Here is a 19,535-nt window from a genome sequence, read left to right as displayed (position 1 = left end):
GCAAAATCAGCTAAGTATCTGATAATATGAATGTTATTACAACTAACCCAAAATTCAGGGGTGTTTGTTATCAGACCGTTTTGACGGTGTGTCCTAATGCGCCCACAAGGTCAATCGCCTTTATTGGGCAGACAAGCACACACTGACCGCAACCGATGCACTTTTCTGAAATGACCCGATGCTGTTTGTCCTTTTCGCCCTCAATCGCCTTGAACTGACAAACCTTAACACACTCACCGCAGCCATTGCAGCGGGGGTTGATTGAAGCCTTTGGTCTGCCTGGTGCGCGGTCAATAAAGGATTTTGTCGGGCATTTGTGCACGCAGATGCCGCAGTCAATGCATTTGGAAAAGTCCATTACCGGCAGGTTGCGCTCCATCTTTAATGCACCAGCAGGGCATACCTTGACGCAGAGCCCGCAACCGATGCAGCCAACCGCGCACACATCCTTTACCGCCTTGCCCCGGTCGTGCGAGACACAGGCAAGATAGACCAGTTTTGAGCGGGGAATCAGGGTAAGGGTTCCTTTTGGACACTCAGAGACACATTTGCCGCAGCCGATGCATCTTTTCTCATCAATCTCAGGCAGGCGGTTTTCACCCATCCTAATCGCTTTAACCGGACAGACGGTAACGCAGTGCCCAAGACCAACACAGCCGTAGATACAGGCTTTTGGTCCGCCAAGCAAAAGCGCAGCCTGGCGGCAGTCTTCCGCCCCCTTGTACTCAAACCGGTTGGGCGCCTCATTTTTACCACCGCGGCAGATTAGGACCGCCACCTTGGGTTCAACACCAGTTACATCCTGACCCATTATTTCGCCAATCATTTTGGCAACCTGAGGTCCGCCAACAGAGCAGGCGTTTAAAGGCGCCTTGCCACTAACAACGGCAGCGGCATAGCCATCACAACCAGGGTAGCCGCAGGCACCGCAGTTGGCACCAGGAAGGACCGAGCGAATCCGCGCCTCCCTCTCATCAACCTTAACGGTCAGTTTTATTGATGCGATGAGGAGAATCAGACCAAGGATAAGACCAAGCCCGCCCAGGGTGATGAGCGCTTTGATAATTAACTGCCAGTCCATATTTATGAGATGCCGAAAAGTGCGGTAAAGCCCATAAATGCGAGCGAGACCAGCGCCGCACCGATAAAGGCAATCGGATAACCCTTGAATGCCGGGCTGATGGGCGCATCCTCAAGCCGCTCCCGAATTGCGGCAAAAAGGATGATGGCAAGGGCAAAGCCAAAGGCGGTGCCCAGGGCAAAGATGGTTGCCTGGAGGAGGTTGAACTTGTAGTTGATGTTAAAGAATGTCACCGCCAGGATGGCGCAGTTGGTGGTGATAAGTGGCAGATAGATGCCCATTGCCGAGTAGAGGTTGCGGATATACCTTTTGAGAAACATCTCCACAAACTGGACCAAGGCGGCAATCACGAGGATAAAGACCGCGGTGCGCAGAAATACCAGTCCAAGGGGTAAAAGCAGGGTATGGTATAAAATCCAGGAGACCCAGGATGCTAAAAGCATCACAAATAGGACCGCTGCGCTCATACCGATTGATGTTGAAACCGAGGTGGAAACACCGAAGAACGGACACAGACCGATAAAGCGCATCAGGATGATGTTATTGACCAAAAAGGCGGCAAGGAAGATTTTGGCGCTGTTCATATCCTAACTTTTCCCCCAGCCAAGTTTGTTGACCAAGGCTTTGAGAAGACCAATGAGAAAGAACGCACCCGGTGGAAAGATGGCAAAGAGCATCGGTGCGGAGCGATAGGCGGAAGGCATTACCGGCTTGCCGAAAAATGTGCCATTGCCAAAAAGTTCGCGCAATGCGCCCATAATGAACAGAACCAGGGCAAAGCCGATTGACTTGCCCAAGCCATCAAGGAATGAGTCAATGATGCCATGGTGATAGGCAAACGCCTCGGCTCTGCCAAGGATGATGCAGTTGACAACAATCAAAGGAACAAACACGCCCAGAACCCGGTAAAGGTCAGGCTGATACGCCTGCATCACATAGTCAATTATTGTGACAAAGGTGGAGATGATGATGATGAAGATGGGGATGCGGACCGAATCAGGAACAATTTTGCGGATCAGGGAGATGACGATGTTTGAGCAGATTAGGACAAACGATGCGGCAAGCGCCATACCCAGACCGTCACGGGCGGTAACCGTGGTGGCAAGTGTCGGGCATAGTCCAATCATCAGAATCAGGGTCGGGTTTTCCTTGATTATCCCTGAGGTGAGATAACTGATGCGTGACGGTTTACTGTTCATCTTCAACCCCTAAAGATGGTTTTAGCATCTGTGCATATTTTTCCATTGCTGCGCGCAGACCATCGCAAACCGCGCGCGAGGTGATGGTGGCACCGGTTATCGCCTCAATTTTGCCACCATCCTTGGTCAATCTTATCTCTGATGCGGTCTTACCCTTAAACTGGTCGCGAAATTGTGGCTCAGTTGCCTTGAGACCAAGACCAGGGGTTTCCTTCAAGCCTTCAGAAGCGCTCGCCACCTTAATTGCAACTACCCTGCCTTCAATATCAATGCCAGCGGTAACCGGCACCGGTCCGCCATAGCCCTGACTCGCAACCCGCAGGATTGAGCCGATGCGGTTTTCACCTTGATAGGCAAACCAGACACTGGAGTCAGGTGTAACCGGTTCAAACCGGTCAGCATCAGGCATTACCGCGGTAAAAGCCAGTTTGATTGCCAGAACATTGCGCTGATACTCAATCTTGGGCAAGGTAAGGTTGTAAATCTGGGCAAGGGCAAAGGCGGATATAACACACACGATGAAAAGGGAAAGAACCATCCAGACCCTATTTTCCTTCATCTCCGCATCCTTGTGCCAAAAACCCTGGGCAGGGTAAGCCGGTCAATCAAGGGTGTGGCAACATTCATCAACAGGATTGAGTAGCATACCCCTTCAGGATAACCACCCCAGAGCCTGATAACAACCGTCAGAATCCCGCAGCCGATACCAAAGATGACCCTGCCTTTATGGGTTAAAGGTGAGGTGACATAGTCGGTTGCCATATAAAATGCACCGAGCATCAGACCGCCAGACAAAAGGTGAAACAAGGTGTAGTTCAAAAGATTGGCTTTATTCCCAGGTAAAATCAGAACCAGACCGGCAACGGTTAAGAGATAGGACAGGGGTATGCGCCAGTCAATTACCTTCATGGCGATAAGGAGGATGCCACCGATTAAAAGTAAAAGGGCTGAAGTCTCACCAATGCAGCCGCCGGTATTGCCAAAGAAAAGCCTCTTCAGTGTTGACCAGGACTGGAGCTGTTCATAAAGAAGCCTGGGGTCGCAGCCGGGTAAAACCAATTTACTTCCCTGCTTTAACACATTGAGTGGAGTTGCGCTCGTAACCGCATCGGTGCAGACTTTAAGCGCATCCTGCGAAAGCGCAGGGATAAGACCACCACGCGGGGCAAGATAGGATGTTGTCATCTGCGTTGGCCAGGAGGCAACAAGAAACGCCCTGCCGGCAAGTGCGGGGTTGATAAAATTATGACCCAAACCGCCAAAGAACTGCTTGGCAACAACCATCGCAAAACCGCTACCCGCAACCGGCAACCACCAGGGCACATTGGGTGGCAGGTTAAAGCCCAAAAGGATTCCGGTGATGACCGCACTGCCATCACCGATTGTCACTCTGCGTCCAAACAAAAGTTGAGCAACCGCATCAAAAAGAACCGCCGAGAATGTGCTGATGAGAACAATCAGGAGCGCCCTGAGACCGAAGAAGTAGATTGAGCCGGCAAATGCTGGCAGGAGGGCAAATACCACCGCCCACATCAGTTTGCTAACATTCACTGGTGAGAAAATATGGGGTGATGCGGTTACGAGCAGGGTTGATTTTTGTTCACTCATATTACACCTTTAGCCGGGCAATCTCTGCCTTACCGAACTTGAAGTTATGAACCAGCCTGATTTTTGCCGGGCAGACATAGGCGCAGCAGCCGCACTCAATACAGTCAAGGAGATGGTCTGACTTTGCTGCGGCGAACCTTTTTGCCTTGATATGGTAATTCAAGCGGGTTGGCGAAAGCCCCATCGGACAGGCTTCAATGCACCTGCCGCAACGGATGCAATCCTGCTCCTTTTCCTCTTTAACCTGGTTAAAGATTAAAACCCCGGATGTCCCTTTCAATACCGGCACCTGGTCAGAACCGAGCGCTATTCCCATCATCGGACCACCCATAATTATCTTTTTCGGCTCCCCATTGTAGCCACCGCAGAAATCAATCAGATTCCTGATAGGTGTCCCGATTCTCACCAGGAGGTTTTTGGGCTCCTTTACTCCCGCACCGGTAACAGTGACAACCCGCTCAAAAAGCGGACGGTTGAAGAGAACTGCCTCCCGAACCGCATAGGCGGTGCCAACATTCTGAACAATGCAGCCAACCTCAAAAGGCAGTCCACCAGAAGGAACCTCCCGATTCAGGCAGGCTTTGATAAGCTGCTTTTCCGCACCCTGGGGATACTTTGTTTTCAGCCGGACAACATTGAAACCAGCCCTTTCTGCCGCCTCCCTCATCACCAAAATCGCATCAGGCTTGTTGTCCTCGATGGCAATATAAACATTTTTTACCCCGAGCGCCTGCGCGATAAACCCTGCACCCTCAACAATCTCATTGGGTTTTTCGAGCATCAACCGGTGGTCAGCGGTAAGACAGGGCTCGCACTCACAGCCGTTGATGATGAGTGTGTCAATGGGCTTGTCCTTGGGCGGTGACATTTTGAAGAATGTTGGAAATGCCGCACCACCCAGACCAACTATCCCCGCCTGTTTTACCGCGGAGATTATTCTTTCCGGGTTTAATTGGGTTATCTCCTGCCTTTTGATGGACACATCAAGGGTGTCGTTACCGTCCGAGTCAATGATTACCGTTGTTGTCGGCCTTCCGGTTAAAGGGTGGGGCATTTCCGTGACATCAAAAACGGTGCCGGATATTGAGGAATGGGTGGGCACTGAAACCGTTCCTTGTGGCTCGCCAATCGTCGTGCCGGTAAATACCTTATCACCCTTCTTCACCACCGGCTTTGAAGGTGCGCCGAGGTGTTGGGAAAGGGGAATATAAGCCCGCGAAGGTAATGGGGCAACCTCAATCGGCTTGTATGCGGTTGCCTCCTTCTCCTCCCGGGGGTGGATTCCACCGCGAAACTTTACCATTTATTAGAAGCGAGAATTTTACCCCCCTTAAATCCATTGTCAAGGAAATTATATTTATAAGCCGGGCGCATAAGAAAGAGTATCTTCTCCATTAAGGGCGGAGGATAGCTACCAGGTGAGATTACGCCCAAAATCCGCCGGGGGATTGTCCCTTGTAAAATTTGTTCTTCGGCTAAGTTATTATAATCCGAAAACATAACTCAATTTCTCTATAAAAATTTAGTGTATTTTTATGTAAACTTTGGCTTTTAGGAGCCACCTCAATTAACATTTCACTTTCTTTAACGGTGTGAATTTATTGTTGACAGTTGGTGGTTTCTCATTAAAATATAAGAAGTGCCGGGATAGCTCAGTTGGTAGAGCACGGGACTGAAAATCCCGGTGTCCACAGTTCGATTCTGTGTCCCGGCATTGTTGATTTAAAATTGACGGAGGCAATTTGGCAAAGAGAACCGCTTCTGGAATCAAGCAGGCACGCAAGGATGCACGCCGCCGCCTGCGCAATCGCATCCGCCGGCTCGCTTTGAAAAGGGCGGTGAAGGCGGTGCGCACCGCCCAGACCAGGGAGGAGGCGCTGAAGGCATTTGTTGCTGCCCAGTCGGTCATTGACCGCTCCGCAAAAACCCGGCTCATTCACCCCAACGCTGCCAGCCGCCTGAAGTCGCGCCTGATGCGGGCAATCTCCTACCTGAAATAACCCGTAAGGCTTAATGGGGCGGCAGGGTGAATGAAAGTCCTTTATATTGCCACCGCCTATCCCCGCTCGGAAAATGATGTTATCACCCCGTGGCTGGTTGAAACCATCCGGCGGCTTCAGGCACGGGGTGTTCACATCACAATGTTTACCTCTGCCTATGCCGGGTTGGGTGACCAGGTAATATTCGGCACGCCGGTCAAACGGTTTCGCTATTTTTTCTCCCGCTGGGAAAAACTGACCCATGACGAGACCGCGATTGACCGGGTGCAAAAGGGGTTTTTGAACAAAATCCTCGCCATCTTCTATCTTATCTGCGGCACCTTTGCGGTCTGGCGCCTATGCCGTAAAGAAAGATATGACATCATCCACATCCACTGGCCTTTGCCTCACTTCCTGTTCGGTTATGTTGCCGCCCGCACCTGCTCGGCACCGACGGTCATAAGTTTTCATGGTGCAGAACTGATGGCGGTGAGACACAGGTTCAAAATCCTGCGTCCGTTTTTGCGCTGGGCAATCGCCAAGGCGCAGCGCGTTACCGCCAATTCAAACCATACGGTGAGGGCGATTCAGGAGCTCTTCAACCGTCCTGTTGACATCATTCCGTTTGGCGCTGCCCTACCCGAGGAACAGGTAGAGATGGAGGAGCAGGAGGAGGCAAGGGAGGAGAAAAGGGTTCTGTTTGTTGGCAGGCTGGTTGAACGGAAGGGTGTCCGGTATCTGATTGAGGCCGCTAAGTTCCTTTCCCGACATTACAAAATCAGGGTCAACATCGTTGGGAATGGACCAGAACTACCCGCGCTCAAAAAACTTGTCCAAGGGCTGAAGCTTGAAGGTGTCGTCCTCTTTCACGGTCAGGTTTCCGCAGAAAGTTTGCAGAGGCATTATAAAAACTGTGATATCTTTGTCCTGCCCGCGATTATTGACTCCAAGGGCGACACCGAAGGTTTGGGTGTGGTGATTATTGAGGCGATGAGCTATAAAAAGCCGGTTGTTGCCTCGGCGGTTGGTGGCGTCACCGATTTGGTCATTTCTGAAAAGACCGGACTGGCGGTTCCACCCGCGGACAGCGAGGCGCTGGCAAAGGCAATTGAGCGGTTACTAACAGATAGCGAACTTGCCCATCGTCTTGCCCAGGCAGGTTATGAACACATTCAGAAAAACTACTCCTGGCAGGCGATTATTGACCGTCTGATGAATCTCTACCAAGATTTATTTCAATGAATCCCGCTGCCGGCAACCCCCGGAAGAAACTGCGCTGGCTCCGCTACACCCTCGGCATTGCCATTGTCATTATTTCCTTTTACTTCCTTATCAGCCGGCTTTTGCGCGACTGGCAACAGATTCCGTTCTCCGAACTTCGCTTTAACCCGGTTCTTTTGATTCTTTCCTATCTTATCCTGCTTTGTCTTCATTTCCCCCTCGGTGGTTACGCCTGGAAACTGATACTTGCCGGTCTTGGTGAAAATTTGCCGGCGCTGCGCTGCACCGCCATCATCACCGTCACCCAGTTGGGCAAGTATGCACCGGGCAAGGTCTGGTTCACATTGGGAAGGATGTCGTTTGCAAAAAGGGATGGGATTCCTGAAGCCAAAACCTTAACCAGCGTCGTAATTGAAACCGGCTTTCTCCTCCTTGCCGCCATCTTTCTGTTTGCGATTGCGGTTCTCCTTTTACCCCGCGCGGTTGTTCCCAAAGGGGTCTATTATTCGTTTCTTTTGGCACCCATCACCCTTATCGTGACCTATCCGCCCATCCTCAACCGGATATTAAAGCCCCTGCTCAGATGGTTCAAACAGCCCCTTTTTTCATTAGAACTCTCCTATCCCCGGCTCCTCGCCATCCTTGGGGTTTATGTCCTTGACTGGTTTGTTCAGGGTATCGGCTGCTTTGTCTTAATCAACTCATTTTATCCCCTTTCCCTTTCCCACCTGCCAATTCTTTTAGGTGGTTATTCCATCTCCTGGATTCTTGGCTTTATCATCCTTATCGCACCGGCGGGTCTGGGTGTGCGTGAGGGGATTTACACCTTCATTCTCAAACTGGTAATGCCCCAGACGATTGCTATCATATCAGCGTTGATAACAAGAGTCTGGATGAGTACCGCAGAAGTGGCGATGGCTTTAATCTGCCTGCCCTTATTACGCAAGGGTTTGAAAGAGTCCGAAAAAACTTTCAGGAGGTGAAAAATGGCAAAAAAACACCGCGCCCGGCCAGCACCGGCACAAAAACCTGCCTGGTCAATACCTGAAGAAAAACTTCACCTTTACGCGGTCGGCGCACTTTTTCTCTTGCCGCTTTTCTTTTATGCCCGATTCCTCTTTGGCTCGGTGATGATGTTTGGCACCGACTTCATCGGCGCCGGTGGCTATGCCCAGCGCCATTTTATGGCAGAATACATCCGCAGTCATTTCAACATCGCCTTCTGGCAGCCGCAGATACTCTCGGGTCAGCCCACTGTTGCCGCCTTTTTTGGCGACCTTTTCTATCCGACAATCCTCTTGCGCCTTATTCTCCCAGTCCATACTGTCTGGGCCTGGACATTCTTTCTCCACACCTTTCTTGCCGGACTGGGCGCCTATCTCTTTCTCAAAGAGCTGAAACTACAAACCGTTGCCGCCTTCCTTGCCGGTGTTGCCTATATGTTCTCCGGGAGCCTCTTGACCCTTGCCTATGCCGGTCATGATGGCAGACTGATTGGCTCCGCACTTATGCCCCTGGCGATTTTCTTTTTGACCCGGGGCATCAACCGGCGCCAGTTCTTCTGGTTCCTTCTCACCGGTCTTGTCATCGCCCTGCAACTGCTCTCCGGTCATATCCAGAAGGTGTATTACACCGGACTCATCCTTGTTGCCTGGTTTATCTTTTGTCTCATCCGCACCGTCCGTCAGGAGAAAAAACCCAATCTGGCACCCAAGCTCATCTGCTATTTTGCCCTTGGTATGTTTTTTGCCGGTTGCCTGGCCGCAATTCAGTATCTGCCGGTTTATGCCAATTTGCCTTACAGCGCGCGGGGTGCGGAAAGAGGGTATGAATATGCCACCTCCTGGTCAATGCCCGTTGCCGAGGTCTTTGACCTGTTAACCCCAAAATTCTCTGGCGGTCTGGAAAACTACTGGAGCAAAAACCCGTTCAAACTCCATAGCGAATATTTGGGGATTTTGCCCCTCCTGTTTGCCGTTGTCGCCATCATCCGCTCCTGGAAAAAGCCAAATGTTAAGTTTTTCCTATTTGCCTTTGTTGTCACCCTGTTAATGGCATGGGGCGGCAACACCCCTTTTTATCGCCTCCCTTATCACCTCCTGCCCGGGATAAAGATGTTTAGGGGTCCAGGGATGATATTCTTCCTTGCCGGCTTTTCCATATCGGTCCTTGCCGGTTTTGGGGTCAATCACCTTCTCACCGAGGAGAGGAAAGGGAAAGGGCATCGTTTCCTCCTTTATGCCGGGGGGGTGCTATTGATTGTTCTCCTTTTCTTCCTTGCCGCCCGTGACGCCGCTGCTAATATATTTAGTCCCGGTCCGCGGCTTAACCAGTTTCAAGCCAACTACCCCGCACTTACTGGCGGTCTGCTCTTTGCCCTTTTTCTCTGGGCGATTGGCACCGGTCTTGTCTTCCTTTTTAACCGCAACCGCATCGCCAAGCCGGTTTTTGCCGGCATCTGCGCAGTGATAATGACCATTGACATCGGCATCTCCTTAAGGCTCTGGGACAACCAGCGCGGCTATATCCGCTCAATACCCCATCCGAAGGAATACTTTAGCCCGGATGAGGTGGTGCGCTTTCTCAAACAGGACAGCTCCTTTTACCGGGTCCTGCCGCTCCATTACGACCGCTCCGACGAGGGCGAACTCTGGCTTCATAACATCTATTCGGTTGCCGGTCAGATTCCCAATCCGCTGCAGAGTTATCAGGACTTTATCGGCGCAGGCAAAAGCGTGATGTTTCAGGCAAACAACCTCCTCAACCCCAACTTTATGAACCTCTTGAACATCAAATACATCATCACCTACAACCTGCCCGAGGATGTGTCAATGTTTGACCCGCAGAGCCAGCAGGTCATCAGCCAGTTGAAGTCCTATTTCAGCCAGCCTCAGTTTGAGAGGGTTTTCACCGGCGGCCGCTACACCATCTTTGAAAACAAAGACCTTTTGCCCCGAGCCTTCATCACCCCTGATTATCAGGTTGTCAAAGACAAGGATGAGGTCATCTCCCTTTTGATGCAAAAAGAATTTGACCCGGGTAAAACTGCGCTGGTTTACGAAGCGCCTGGTTATAAGCCGGTAGTGGACTCAAATCCAAGCCCGGCAACCCAATGCACCATCCTTTATTACGATGCCAATCGCATCAGAGTTAAGGCAAATGTCAGCACACCCGGGATTTTGGTGTTGAGTGAGAACTTTCACCCTGACTGGCAGGTAACAGTCGATGGTAAACCGGCAAAACTCCTCCAGGCTTTTCACACCCTCAGGGCGGTTGCGCTTGAGCCGGGCGAGCATACCGTTGAGTTTGCCTACCGTTCAAGGTCATACCAAATTGGGCTTTTCCTTTCCCTGTTAGCCACCTTAATCTTACTTGTCTTTCTCATAATTTTTCTATTGAGGCGGCGCGTATCAGACCAGAATTTACAGAATTAATCGGAGGAGCTTACCATCAAGTATACTTATAAGTATACAAAGGGTTATAATGGAAATTCGTTATATTACTTTTAATTTCAATATGTTAGCAATAAAATAAAGGAGTTTAGACCTCGTCCTCCCCACCATCCCCCTAAGAGGTGTTCAGTCTGTCGTTGTCGCCCCTTAAATGGTGAACCCCTGTGAATTTAAGATTTTTCTTGACAGATGGTTTTGTTTTGTTATGATGTTTTTGTATGATTTGTGCCGAAAACCAAACCCTCAGGAGGTCTTTCCGGTAAAACAATCGTAGTTGGACTCTTGGTGCTTATTGGTTAAGCATGCTGGGGCTAAAAGGCGCAGGGGATTTGCCTCTTTTAGCCCTTTGAGAGGAAAAACAAAGACAAAGGGAGGCATAATGGTCACTAACAGGCACCTAACAATATCTCTTTTGTTTGCCGGTATCGCACTGGCGAGTCCAACGATGAGGGTTGGCACAAAATTAACCTATCACAGCGGTTATGGAACCGGGACCTACTCTGACACCACCGGTAAACCGGTGGCGCAGGTCAGTTATGGCGAGCCGTTTGTTGGTCCAACGGTTGAAGCCTGTTATGGACCGATTGGCTGGTTTTCGGGCAGGGTTGACCTGATGCAGCTGGCGTTTTTCACAACCGGTGGTGCCGCGTTCAAGATTTTCCCGATGTTAGGGCTGGACATCCTCGCAGAGCCGCCACTCTCTTGGCGCCTCAAGCCCTATCTCTGGGCAGGAATGAGGCTGGTGAGTTATGGCGGTCTGCCTGAAACCGAGCCACCGACATACCATCACGACTCCGAGGTTCATTATCGGGCAGGTCTGGGGCTGAAGTTCCTCCTGAACCCCAAGGTTGAGATTTTTGCCGAAACCCAGCTGTTTTCCCACGATTTGTGGTGGGATGGGGTTATTGTGTTTGATGGTTTCGGAGGCGCCTCCTACTCCGGTCTTGAGACCTGCGGCTTTAATTCCGCGGAACTGGGTGCCCGGTTTCTGATTGGGAGATAAAGGGCAGGAAATTTCCTTTCAGGCTCGGTTTCTTGACTTTGGTTCGGGTTCGGTTAGTATAATAGTTTACAAAATGTTTGAGAGAATAAGCGAGGTTCTACCCCTCGTCACCAAACCGATTCGCTACACCGGCGGCGAGTACAACACCTTCTATGCCGAACCCGAACCAGGTCGGGTAAACTGGGTTCTGGCGCTGCCCGATGTCTATGAAATCGGGATGTCCAATTACGGATTGCGGATTCTCTATTCAATTCTTAACCGCCTTCCCAATACCGGTTGTGAGCGCTCTTATGTGCCCTGGCCCGATTTTGCTGCCCTGTTAAAGGCAAAGGGCTTGCCGCTCTATGCGTTGGAGTCAAAGCGACCGGTGTATGAGTTTGACATCCTCGGCATTTCCCTGCAGAGCGAACTTTCCTACACCAACATCCTTTATCTTTTGGATTTGGCTAAAATCCCTTTGCACCGGGAGGAGAGAACCACCGCTCATCCTTTGATTGTTGCTGGCGGACCCTGCACCGTCAACCCCTTGCCCCTGATTGATTTCATTGATGTGTTTGTCGTCGGCGATGGCGAAGAGGTTGTCAGGGAAATCAGCGCGGTTTATCAGGAATGGGACCATAAGAGCCGTGATGGGCTTCTGCGGGCACTCGCCCGGCTCAAAGGTGTTTTTGTGCCCGGTTATACCGATTGCAAAGATGGGCAGGTTTTGCGCCGGGTTGTTTCTGAGTTGCGCGAGGAGGACTTTCCCTTGCCACCGGTTGTGCCCATCTGCGAAATCACCCATGACCGGCTCACAGTGGAGATTGCGCGTGGTTGCGTTCGGGGCTGCCGGTTCTGTCAGGCAGGGATAATAAACCGTCCGGTCCGTTTCCGTGATGTTGACCAGATTGTCAGGCTGGCAGAAAGGGGGATCAGGGCAAGCGGCTGGGAGGAGGTCTCGCTCCTTTCCCTTTCCGCACTCGACTATCCCTATCTCTTGGAACTGGTGCGCCGGCTCAATGAGAAACTGAAGGAGCGCCGGGTTGCCATCTCCTTGCCCTCAACCAGGGGTGAGGACTTTTCTCCTGAACTGGCACTGAACCTGCAGGAGGTGAAAAAGGCAGGTCTGACATTTGCGCCGGAAACCGCCTCCAGCCGGTTAAGGAGATTCATCAACAAAAACATCCCTGAGGAGAAGATTTTAGAGTCGGTGCGCAATGCCCTTGATGCGGGCTGGGCAGGGGTAAAACTCTACTTTATGATTGGTCTACCTGGCGAGACCGAGGATGATGTCCGGGAGATTGCCCGTTTTGTCAATGAGATTGCCCGGCTCTGCCGGGGCAGAATGGTTCGGTTTAACCTGACACCATTCATACCCAAGCCCCATACACCTTTGCAATGGGCAGGCTTTGCCGATTTAAAAGAGACCCAGGCAAAGCTGGCTATGCTCAAGGCGCTGGTCAACCGGCGCAACATCAAGCCCAAATGGGAAAACCCGGAATGCTCCTATGTTCAGGCGTTGCTTGCCCGCGGTGATGAGCGTTTAGGTCAAGTGATTGAAAGGGTTTACCATTCGGGTGGCATTTTTCAGGAATGGACCGAATTCTTCAAGTTTTCCCTGTGGCAGGAGGCGCTGGATGCTGCTGGGATATCCCCGGAAATATATCTCCAAGAACGCAAAGTTGATGAGAGACTGCCCTGGGATTTTATTGATGTTGGGGTTAATAAGGAGTTTCTCCTTTCAGAATACAGGCGGGCGCAAGCCGGCGAAGAAACCCCTGATTGCCTTCAGGCGGGCTGCACCAACTGCGGTGCCTGTTTGGGTCCCAAGCCTAACTTACCCCAGCCACCAACAAAAAGGGAGTCACAGGAAAAGGTTTACGGTCGCAGACCGGTACCGGTTCTTTCGTACGGCGAACTCAAGAACCGGTTCCGATTGAAATATGTGGTTGAGGAGCAGTTTCGGTTTTCTGCCCATCTCGACCGGGTGCGGGCATTTTACCGGGCACTGCGCCGCAGTGATTTACCAATTGTATATACCAAGGGTTTTGCACCCAAGCCGATGCTTTCCTTTGGTCCGCCCCTGCCAGTGGGGTTAATCTCGGATGGGGAGTATGTTGATATCTACACCAGTTACCAATATTCAGGGAATATCCTTCGTGACCTCGGACCCTTTCTGCCCAAGGGGCTGCGGATTGTTGTCGCACAACTGGTGCCACAAACCAGCCCGGCACTCGGAGAAATAATCAACCTCGGCAGGTATGAAATCTCTTTGCCCAATTTTCTTGCCGAGAGAATGCAAAACGCACCTGGTGTTCCGGGCGTGAGGGGTTTTTGCCAGCACGATGAGGATGTCTATCTTCTTGACTTGACAATTGCCCCGGGGATAAAATTGTTTGATACCCTCGAGCAGATTTTGAAGATACCAGCACCGGAGATTAGGTGTCTGCGGATCAAGCGCAAGGACTGCCTGGTTATAAGGGATGGCAAACTCCTCTCGCCATTTGGGGAGCCGGTGGCAGATTGAATTCAGATGGAGGATTTATGAAAGTCAAGACAAAAATTTTTGTTAGTGCCAACGAATGGGAAACAAGGGTGGCGGTTTTTGAAAACGACCGGCTGGTAGAGTTTTATGTGGAACGGGCGGAGCAGCAAAATCTTGTTGGTCGGATTTACAAAGGTAGGGTTGAAAATGTTGTCAAAGGGCTGCGGGGCGCATTTATCAATATCGGGCTGCGCAAGAACGGGTTTCTGCCGCTCACCGAAATACCCGAATTTGATACCCTTGAGGAGGAGGGTGAGGAATCTGAAGGCGGCAGACCCCAGCCCCGGACCATCAGCCTCCGCGAGGGTGAGGAGATTTTAGTTCAGGTTGTCAAAGACCCATTTGCAGAAAAGGGGGCGCGCCTCACATCTTTTGTCTCCATTCCCGGCAGGTATCTCGTTTATTTCCCCAATGTTCAGCGAATCGGCATCTCCCGGCGTATCAGCGATCGCAAGGAGCGCAACCGGCTCCGGGAGGCGGTTCGGCAGTTTAAAAGCCATCATGCCGGGGTCATTATCCGCACAGTGGCCCAGGAGGCTTCATACGAAGATCTGAGACTTGAGTATCAGGAACTGGAACGCATCTGGGAGGAGGTGAGGGCAAAGGCGGAACAGGTAGCATCACCGGCAGTTCTTTATGAGGAACCCTCCATTGCGATTAAGGTAGTGCGCGATCTGCTCAATGAAAGTGTTGAAAAGGTTGTGGTAGACTACGAGCCCTCCTATAAGGAAATTGGCAATTACATTTCAAGGGTAGCACCCCGGCTAAAGCGCCGGGTAGAACTTTATCAGGGCGAAACGCCTTTGCTCGAACAGGTGGGTGTTGAGGCGGAACTGGAAAGGCTCTTCCACAAGCGTATTTGGCTTAAAGGCGGGGGCTTTATTACCATTGACCAGACCGAAGCGATGGTGGCGATTGATGTCAATACCGGACGTTCTGCTCAGGAGGAAAATCCTGAGAAGTTGATTCTTGAGACAAACCTTGAGGCGGCAGCAGAAATTGCCCGGCAGATAAGGCTGCGCGACCTTGCTGGGCTGATAATCATCGATTTCATTGATATGGAGGACCCAAAGAATACCGAGCGGGTTGTTCAGGAGTTAAAGGCACAGCTGGCAAACGACCGGGCAAAATCAGACTTTTCCAAGATGAGCCGGTTCGGACTCTTAGAGATGACCCGGGAAAGAACCCGTCCAGGGATGATGTACCTTTTGTTTGAAACCTGCCCAGTGTGCCAGGGTTCGGGTCGGGTGCGCTCCCGCTCCGAGGTGGCGATGCGTATCGAAAGGATGATTCTGACAAAGCTCCCAAAACTTCGGGGCAGAAGGATAAGAATCCTTGCCGCCCCCGCGCTGACCGAATTTCTCACCACCGAGTGGTACGAGCGCTTGGCAGAGTTCGCCCGGCGCTACGAACTGGCAATTGATGTGAAAACCGATTATCAGCTCGCACCTACCGAGTTTAAATTACTAACTGAGGCTACTTGATTAGCTAACCTCGCTCAGTAATCTGAAAAATCTTACGCCGTGAACGCTCACCGGCAACCAGTCTGATAAAGGTTTTGGGTACTTTAAAAAATTCGGCAAGAGCGGCGACTACCGCCTGGTTGGCTTTTCCCTCAACTGGAGGAGCAGCCACCGTAACTGTAAAAGAACCATCGGGGTTGGGAATGACCTTATTTACATTTGACCGAGGCTTAACCAGGACTTGAATCTGCAAATTTAACCGTTGCGATGGAGAGATTCCTTAATGGCCTTCAAGTCGGTTTTATATCGGTCTTTCAGTTCCTGCCTTTTACCCGCATTCCAGCCTGAGACTCGGGAGAAATAACCGGTGACTCGGGTGATGTGGTCAACATCAGCGGAATGGCACCAAGGACAGGTGCTGTTAAGCCCGCGGCTGGTTCGGTGGCATCGGGCGCAGGTGGTGAATTCGGGTGAAAAGGCAATCTGGGCATTGCGCGTCTGGTGAAATGTCTTGAGCACAAAGTTGGCGATCGACTCCTTCGGTGGTCTTGAGTCGGCAAGCCAGACATGGGTCAGAGCGCCCGCCTCGATCATATCGTGGAATTTGCCTTCATAGTAAACCCGCTCAATCGGGTCAATGGGTGCGGAGATGTTGAGATAGGTGGAGTTGGTGTAATAAACCGAACCGGAATTGATATCGCCCTTCACCACTTGGAGCGCCTGCTCCGGATAAAACTCCAAATCAAGTTTTGCCAGCCGATAAGCGGTTGACTCCGCCGGTGTTTGCTCTAAAACCAGCCGGATGTTATGCATTCTCGCCAGCCGTTTGCACTCGAGATTGAGAAAGGCAATCACCTTCAGTCCGAACCGGAACGCCTGCTCGCTCTCATGCAACTCTTGACCAAGATGGTACTGAACCAGTTCATTCAGCCCGAGGATTCCAACCAGATAGGTAACCCGATGTAGCCGCAGATAGGGTTCCCCATCAGGGTTCATCGTCAAGAGTGCCAAAGGACCCTCATTTTTAAGCGCCAGCAGTTTTTCAATAAAGGTTTTCTTTTCCAGGTGGGCACGGGCAATCATCTCCATCCGTTCCCGCAGGAGGCGGAAAAGGGTATCGTCGTTGTGATTGGCAAGGTAAGCCACCCGGGGCAGGTTCAAAGTGACATTCTGCAACGCGCAGTAACGCATCTTCCATGGTGTCTGGGCATCGCAAAGGTCATGTTCATCCAGCCGGAAACTCAAGCGACAACACTCGCTTACCTTCGCGGTCTTACCCCGGTCAAAAACAAAATAGGTATTACCCTTTTCCGCGGCGACATCAGCAATGTGTTCAAGAAACTCCTTTGACCCTGGGGTCTTGAAAAAGTTTTCGGTCATATGGACTAAAGGTTTTGGGAAAAAGAACGGGCGCCCAGAACCATCACCCTCCAGGTAAACATCAAAGATTGCCCACAGGAACCGTTGCGCCTCGGTCAAATACTCACCGTACTTCTTGCCGGTGTATTCACCACCGGGTCCAATCGCCTCAACATTAGCAAAGTGATTGGGAATCTCCCAGTAAAGGTTGATATCAGAAAATATCGCCTGACCACCCCGGGCAACATTCTGCTGGGAATACTCAAAAACCAACATCTGGGCTAACTGATGAATATCTCTGTCACTCATCCCGGTGAGAAAGGGTGCGAAAAATATGTTGACCGCATCCCAGCCAATCGCCCCGGCAAAATGCCCCTGCAACGCGGCGGAGAATTTCACCATATGGGCAAGCAGGGTTTCCGGGTGCCGTGCCGGCTTTGCCATTGACAGGGCATTGGGCAGATTCAGCCCAAACTTTTTAACATACTCCAAGGATTGACCCGAACAATAGGGGCGATTGATAAAACCAAGGTCATGCAAATGGATATCGCCCCAGGTATGCGCGTCCGCAATATCTGAGTCGAAAACCGAGGAAAGGGCAAACTGCTTCAAGGTCCATTCCGCAAGGGTCATATTGGTTGCCTCAGGATTGTGCGGGGTATTGGCATTCTCACGGTTCTTATACAGAATTAGATTCTCCACATCGGCAATCGGCACACCCAGCCGGGCATGGCGCCGGCGATGCTCCTCCAGACCCCGCTCAATTAGTTTGGCATTAACCAGCTCCCGCACCAGACTTGATGTCACCCGCTTGACATTGGCGTTAATGATGATTTCCTCCACCTCCCTGGCAATCTCTTCGGCATCATCAGGGTCAAGACCGGCTTCACGCACAAGCGCGCGGCTGATGCGACTCCGGTCCCACTGCCGGATGGTGTCATCGGATGAACGGACAAACAGGGCAAACTCGGTTGTATCCCTCTTGCCGCCGATGTTGGGCTTGATCCGGGCGGCATGGAGCCTTCTTGCCCGGGCGCGCTCCTCCCGCTTGAGAATAAAAGCCTTGGCGGTCTGGGCATGACCATTTTCAATCAGAATCTTTTCCACCGCATCCCCAATCTCATCAACTGTAGGAATATGGGGTCCGCGCTGGGCATAAAGGTATTCCACCACCTTTTCTGCCAGCCACTGGGCACGGGCATAATCCTCACCACCAACCGCGCGGGCAGCATTGAAAATGGCAGTGGTTATCTTATTGATGTCAAAATCCACCAAGTCGCCAGAACGCTTCTGTACCTTGCGAAACAGGCGTTGCAACCTTTCGCTCTCATTAACCATCTGCTTTGCCAAATCATTCTGTTGATTATTCTTTTTCGTCCTTTTTCTCGGTGCTGCCACCAATGCCTCCCTTTTTTAAATTTTTTAACTCCTCAACAAACTGCTCCGGACTATTGAATTGCCGGTAAACCGAGGCAAACCTCACATAGGCTACCGGGTCAATATTTATTAGCTGCGCCAACACCATTTCGCCTAACTCAGCGGAACTGACCTCAATCCGACCGTCCTCACTCAATCTATTCTCAACCGCATCCACCAGTTTCTCAATCTCTGCCCTTCCCACCGGTCTTTTCCTGCAGGCAAGGAGAATACCATTAATCACCTTCTGCCGGTCGTAGGGCTCATGCCTGCCATCCCGCTTCACAACCATCAGGGGCGTGCGCTCGATGTACTCATAAGTGGTAAAACGCTTCCCGCACTTCAAACACTCCCTCCGCCTGCGAATCGCATTTCCTTCCTGGGCAGGACGGGAGTCAAGAACCTTATCCTCTTCATTTAGACAATATGGACACTTCATATGGTGCTTAATAATAATACAGCACAACATATAGTATGTCAAACAAAATCTTTTAATAGATACAACTCTTTAACTATTTGATAAAATTAAACTTACAGAACAGGTGCCGTAAAAATCAGCAATGGTATTTATTTCTGTGGAGTTAAGGGGTGTGCAGGGTTAAAAATCGTTAAATTTGGGGTTTTTCCACATATTTATCCACAACTTGTCAACATTTTAGCCTGTTTTTTGGTCAAGATGGTCGTAACCATGCTCCTTTATCGCTCTTATTACCCCCTTTTCCTCATAATACAACCCCCTGCCCCTCTCCACCCTCCCAATCACGCTCACAGGGATATTTGCAATCCGACTGGGCATTTTCTCCTTTGTGGTAAACAGGAGTTCGTAATCCTCACCTGCAGTCAGGCAAAACCTGAACGGATTTTTGTCAAGCAGTTGACAAATTTTAACCGTGGCTTTGTGCATCGGAATTTTCTCCGGGTGAATGATAATCCGCACATTGCTCATCTCCGCAATATGCCTCGCATCGGTTGCCAAGCCGTCAGAGGTGTCAATCAAGGCGCCCATCTGCCCTTTCAGTTGCCTCATCACCTCAATCCTTGGCAGGGGAAAGAGGTGGCGTGCTATTGCCTCCTTTGCACCTGAAATGGAGCATAAACTCCTTCTTTTCTGAGCAAGGAGGATGCGGCCGGTCTCAGCCAGCCCGGCATAACCGGTAAGATAGACAAAATCGCCAGGACGGGCACCACAGCGGAGAAGAGGCTTATCTGTCCTGCCTAAAGCGCTCAGGC

The 19,535-nt window shown here is 51.1% G+C and carries 17 protein-coding genes and 1 tRNA gene; 8 read left to right on the top strand and 10 right to left on the bottom strand.

All coding sequences use genetic code 11. The features are described from left to right. Window positions 1-70: 70 nt before the first annotated feature. From ABIK47_02710 to rsxC, 6 genes are read right to left on the bottom strand one after another with little or no spacing between them, the layout of a single operon-like run. Window positions 71-1,081: an RnfABCDGE type electron transport complex subunit B gene (locus ABIK47_02710; protein MEO0019536.1), complete on the bottom strand. Its 1,011-nt coding sequence runs from the start codon at window positions 1,079-1,081 to the stop codon at window positions 71-73. 2 nt (window positions 1,082-1,083) lie between these two features. Next, a complete protein-coding gene (locus ABIK47_02705) occupies window positions 1,084-1,665 on the bottom strand; it encodes an RnfABCDGE type electron transport complex subunit A (GenBank protein ID MEO0019535.1) in 582 nt (193 codons plus the stop codon). Window positions 1,666-1,668: 3 nt separating this feature from the next. Continuing rightward, a complete protein-coding gene (locus ABIK47_02700) occupies window positions 1,669-2,280 on the bottom strand; it encodes an RnfABCDGE type electron transport complex subunit E (GenBank protein MEO0019534.1) in 612 nt (203 codons plus the stop codon). After that, complete coding sequence (locus ABIK47_02695; protein MEO0019533.1) at window positions 2,270-2,839, bottom strand: FMN-binding protein; 570 nt, start codon at window positions 2,837-2,839, stop codon at window positions 2,270-2,272. Before ABIK47_02695 ends, ABIK47_02700 begins: the two co-directional genes overlap by 11 nt. Further along, window positions 2,836-3,888, bottom strand: coding sequence for an RnfABCDGE type electron transport complex subunit D (locus tag ABIK47_02690; GenBank protein MEO0019532.1), 1,053 nt, complete (start codon window positions 3,886-3,888; stop codon window positions 2,836-2,838). Before ABIK47_02690 ends, ABIK47_02695 begins: the two co-directional genes overlap by 4 nt. Window position 3,889: 1 nt before the next feature. Next, entirely contained in the window at window positions 3,890-5,191 is a 1,302-nt protein-coding gene (gene rsxC, locus ABIK47_02685; protein ID MEO0019531.1) for an electron transport complex subunit RsxC, read from the bottom strand. A gap of 338 nt (window positions 5,192-5,529) precedes the next feature. Here rsxC and ABIK47_02680 point away from each other — a divergent pair. From ABIK47_02680 to ABIK47_02645, 8 genes are all read left to right on the top strand, one after another. Next, window positions 5,530-5,602 (top strand) — tRNA-Phe (locus ABIK47_02680). 28 nt (window positions 5,603-5,630) lie between these two features. Then, on the top strand, window positions 5,631-5,888 hold the full coding sequence (gene rpsT, locus ABIK47_02675; GenBank protein ID MEO0019530.1) for a 30S ribosomal protein S20: 258 nt from the start codon (window positions 5,631-5,633) through the stop codon (window positions 5,886-5,888). Between the two features lie 30 nt (window positions 5,889-5,918). After that, window positions 5,919-7,109, top strand: a complete 1,191-nt coding sequence (locus ABIK47_02670; GenBank protein ID MEO0019529.1) for a glycosyltransferase family 4 protein — start codon at window positions 5,919-5,921, stop codon at window positions 7,107-7,109. Then, window positions 7,106-8,071 (top strand): lysylphosphatidylglycerol synthase domain-containing protein, encoded by a 966-nt coding sequence (locus ABIK47_02665; protein ID MEO0019528.1) that lies wholly within the window; start codon window positions 7,106-7,108, stop codon window positions 8,069-8,071. The genes ABIK47_02670 and ABIK47_02665 overlap by 4 nt, the downstream gene beginning before the upstream one ends. A 3-nt stretch (window positions 8,072-8,074) precedes the next feature. Continuing rightward, window positions 8,075-10,522: a YfhO family protein gene (locus tag ABIK47_02660; protein ID MEO0019527.1), complete on the top strand. Its 2,448-nt coding sequence runs from the start codon at window positions 8,075-8,077 to the stop codon at window positions 10,520-10,522. 397 nt (window positions 10,523-10,919) lie between these two features. Beyond that, complete coding sequence (locus ABIK47_02655; protein ID MEO0019526.1) at window positions 10,920-11,543, top strand: hypothetical protein; 624 nt, start codon at window positions 10,920-10,922, stop codon at window positions 11,541-11,543. 73 nt (window positions 11,544-11,616) lie between these two features. Continuing rightward, complete coding sequence (locus ABIK47_02650; protein ID MEO0019525.1) at window positions 11,617-14,049, top strand: TIGR03960 family B12-binding radical SAM protein; 2,433 nt, start codon at window positions 11,617-11,619, stop codon at window positions 14,047-14,049. Between the two features lie 17 nt (window positions 14,050-14,066). Continuing rightward, on the top strand, window positions 14,067-15,551 hold the full coding sequence (locus ABIK47_02645) for an Rne/Rng family ribonuclease (protein ID MEO0019524.1): 1,485 nt from the start codon (window positions 14,067-14,069) through the stop codon (window positions 15,549-15,551). A 4-nt stretch (window positions 15,552-15,555) separates the two neighbouring features. On the opposite strand, the gene ABIK47_02640 is transcribed toward ABIK47_02645, so the two are convergent. From ABIK47_02640 to ABIK47_02625, 4 genes are all read right to left on the bottom strand, one after another. Then, on the bottom strand, window positions 15,556-15,783 hold the full coding sequence (locus tag ABIK47_02640) for a DUF167 domain-containing protein (protein ID MEO0019523.1): 228 nt from the start codon (window positions 15,781-15,783) through the stop codon (window positions 15,556-15,558). A gap of 2 nt (window positions 15,784-15,785) precedes the next feature. Further along, on the bottom strand, window positions 15,786-18,287 hold the full coding sequence (nrdD, locus tag ABIK47_02635) for an anaerobic ribonucleoside-triphosphate reductase (protein MEO0019522.1): 2,502 nt from the start codon (window positions 18,285-18,287) through the stop codon (window positions 15,786-15,788). After that, window positions 18,253-18,744: a transcriptional regulator NrdR gene (nrdR, locus tag ABIK47_02630; protein ID MEO0019521.1), complete on the bottom strand. Its 492-nt coding sequence runs from the start codon at window positions 18,742-18,744 to the stop codon at window positions 18,253-18,255. The genes nrdD and nrdR overlap by 35 nt, the downstream gene beginning before the upstream one ends. A gap of 216 nt (window positions 18,745-18,960) precedes the next feature. After that, a partial coding sequence (locus tag ABIK47_02625; protein ID MEO0019520.1) for a hypothetical protein occupies window positions 18,961-19,535 on the bottom strand: 575 nt, incomplete at its 5' end.

Source organism: candidate division WOR-3 bacterium (assembly GCA_039801245.1).
Lineage (GTDB): Bacteria > Hydrothermota > Tepidihabitantia > Tepidihabitantales > Tepidihabitantaceae > JAOABP01.
This window is presented reverse-complemented; position numbering and strand designations above follow the sequence as displayed.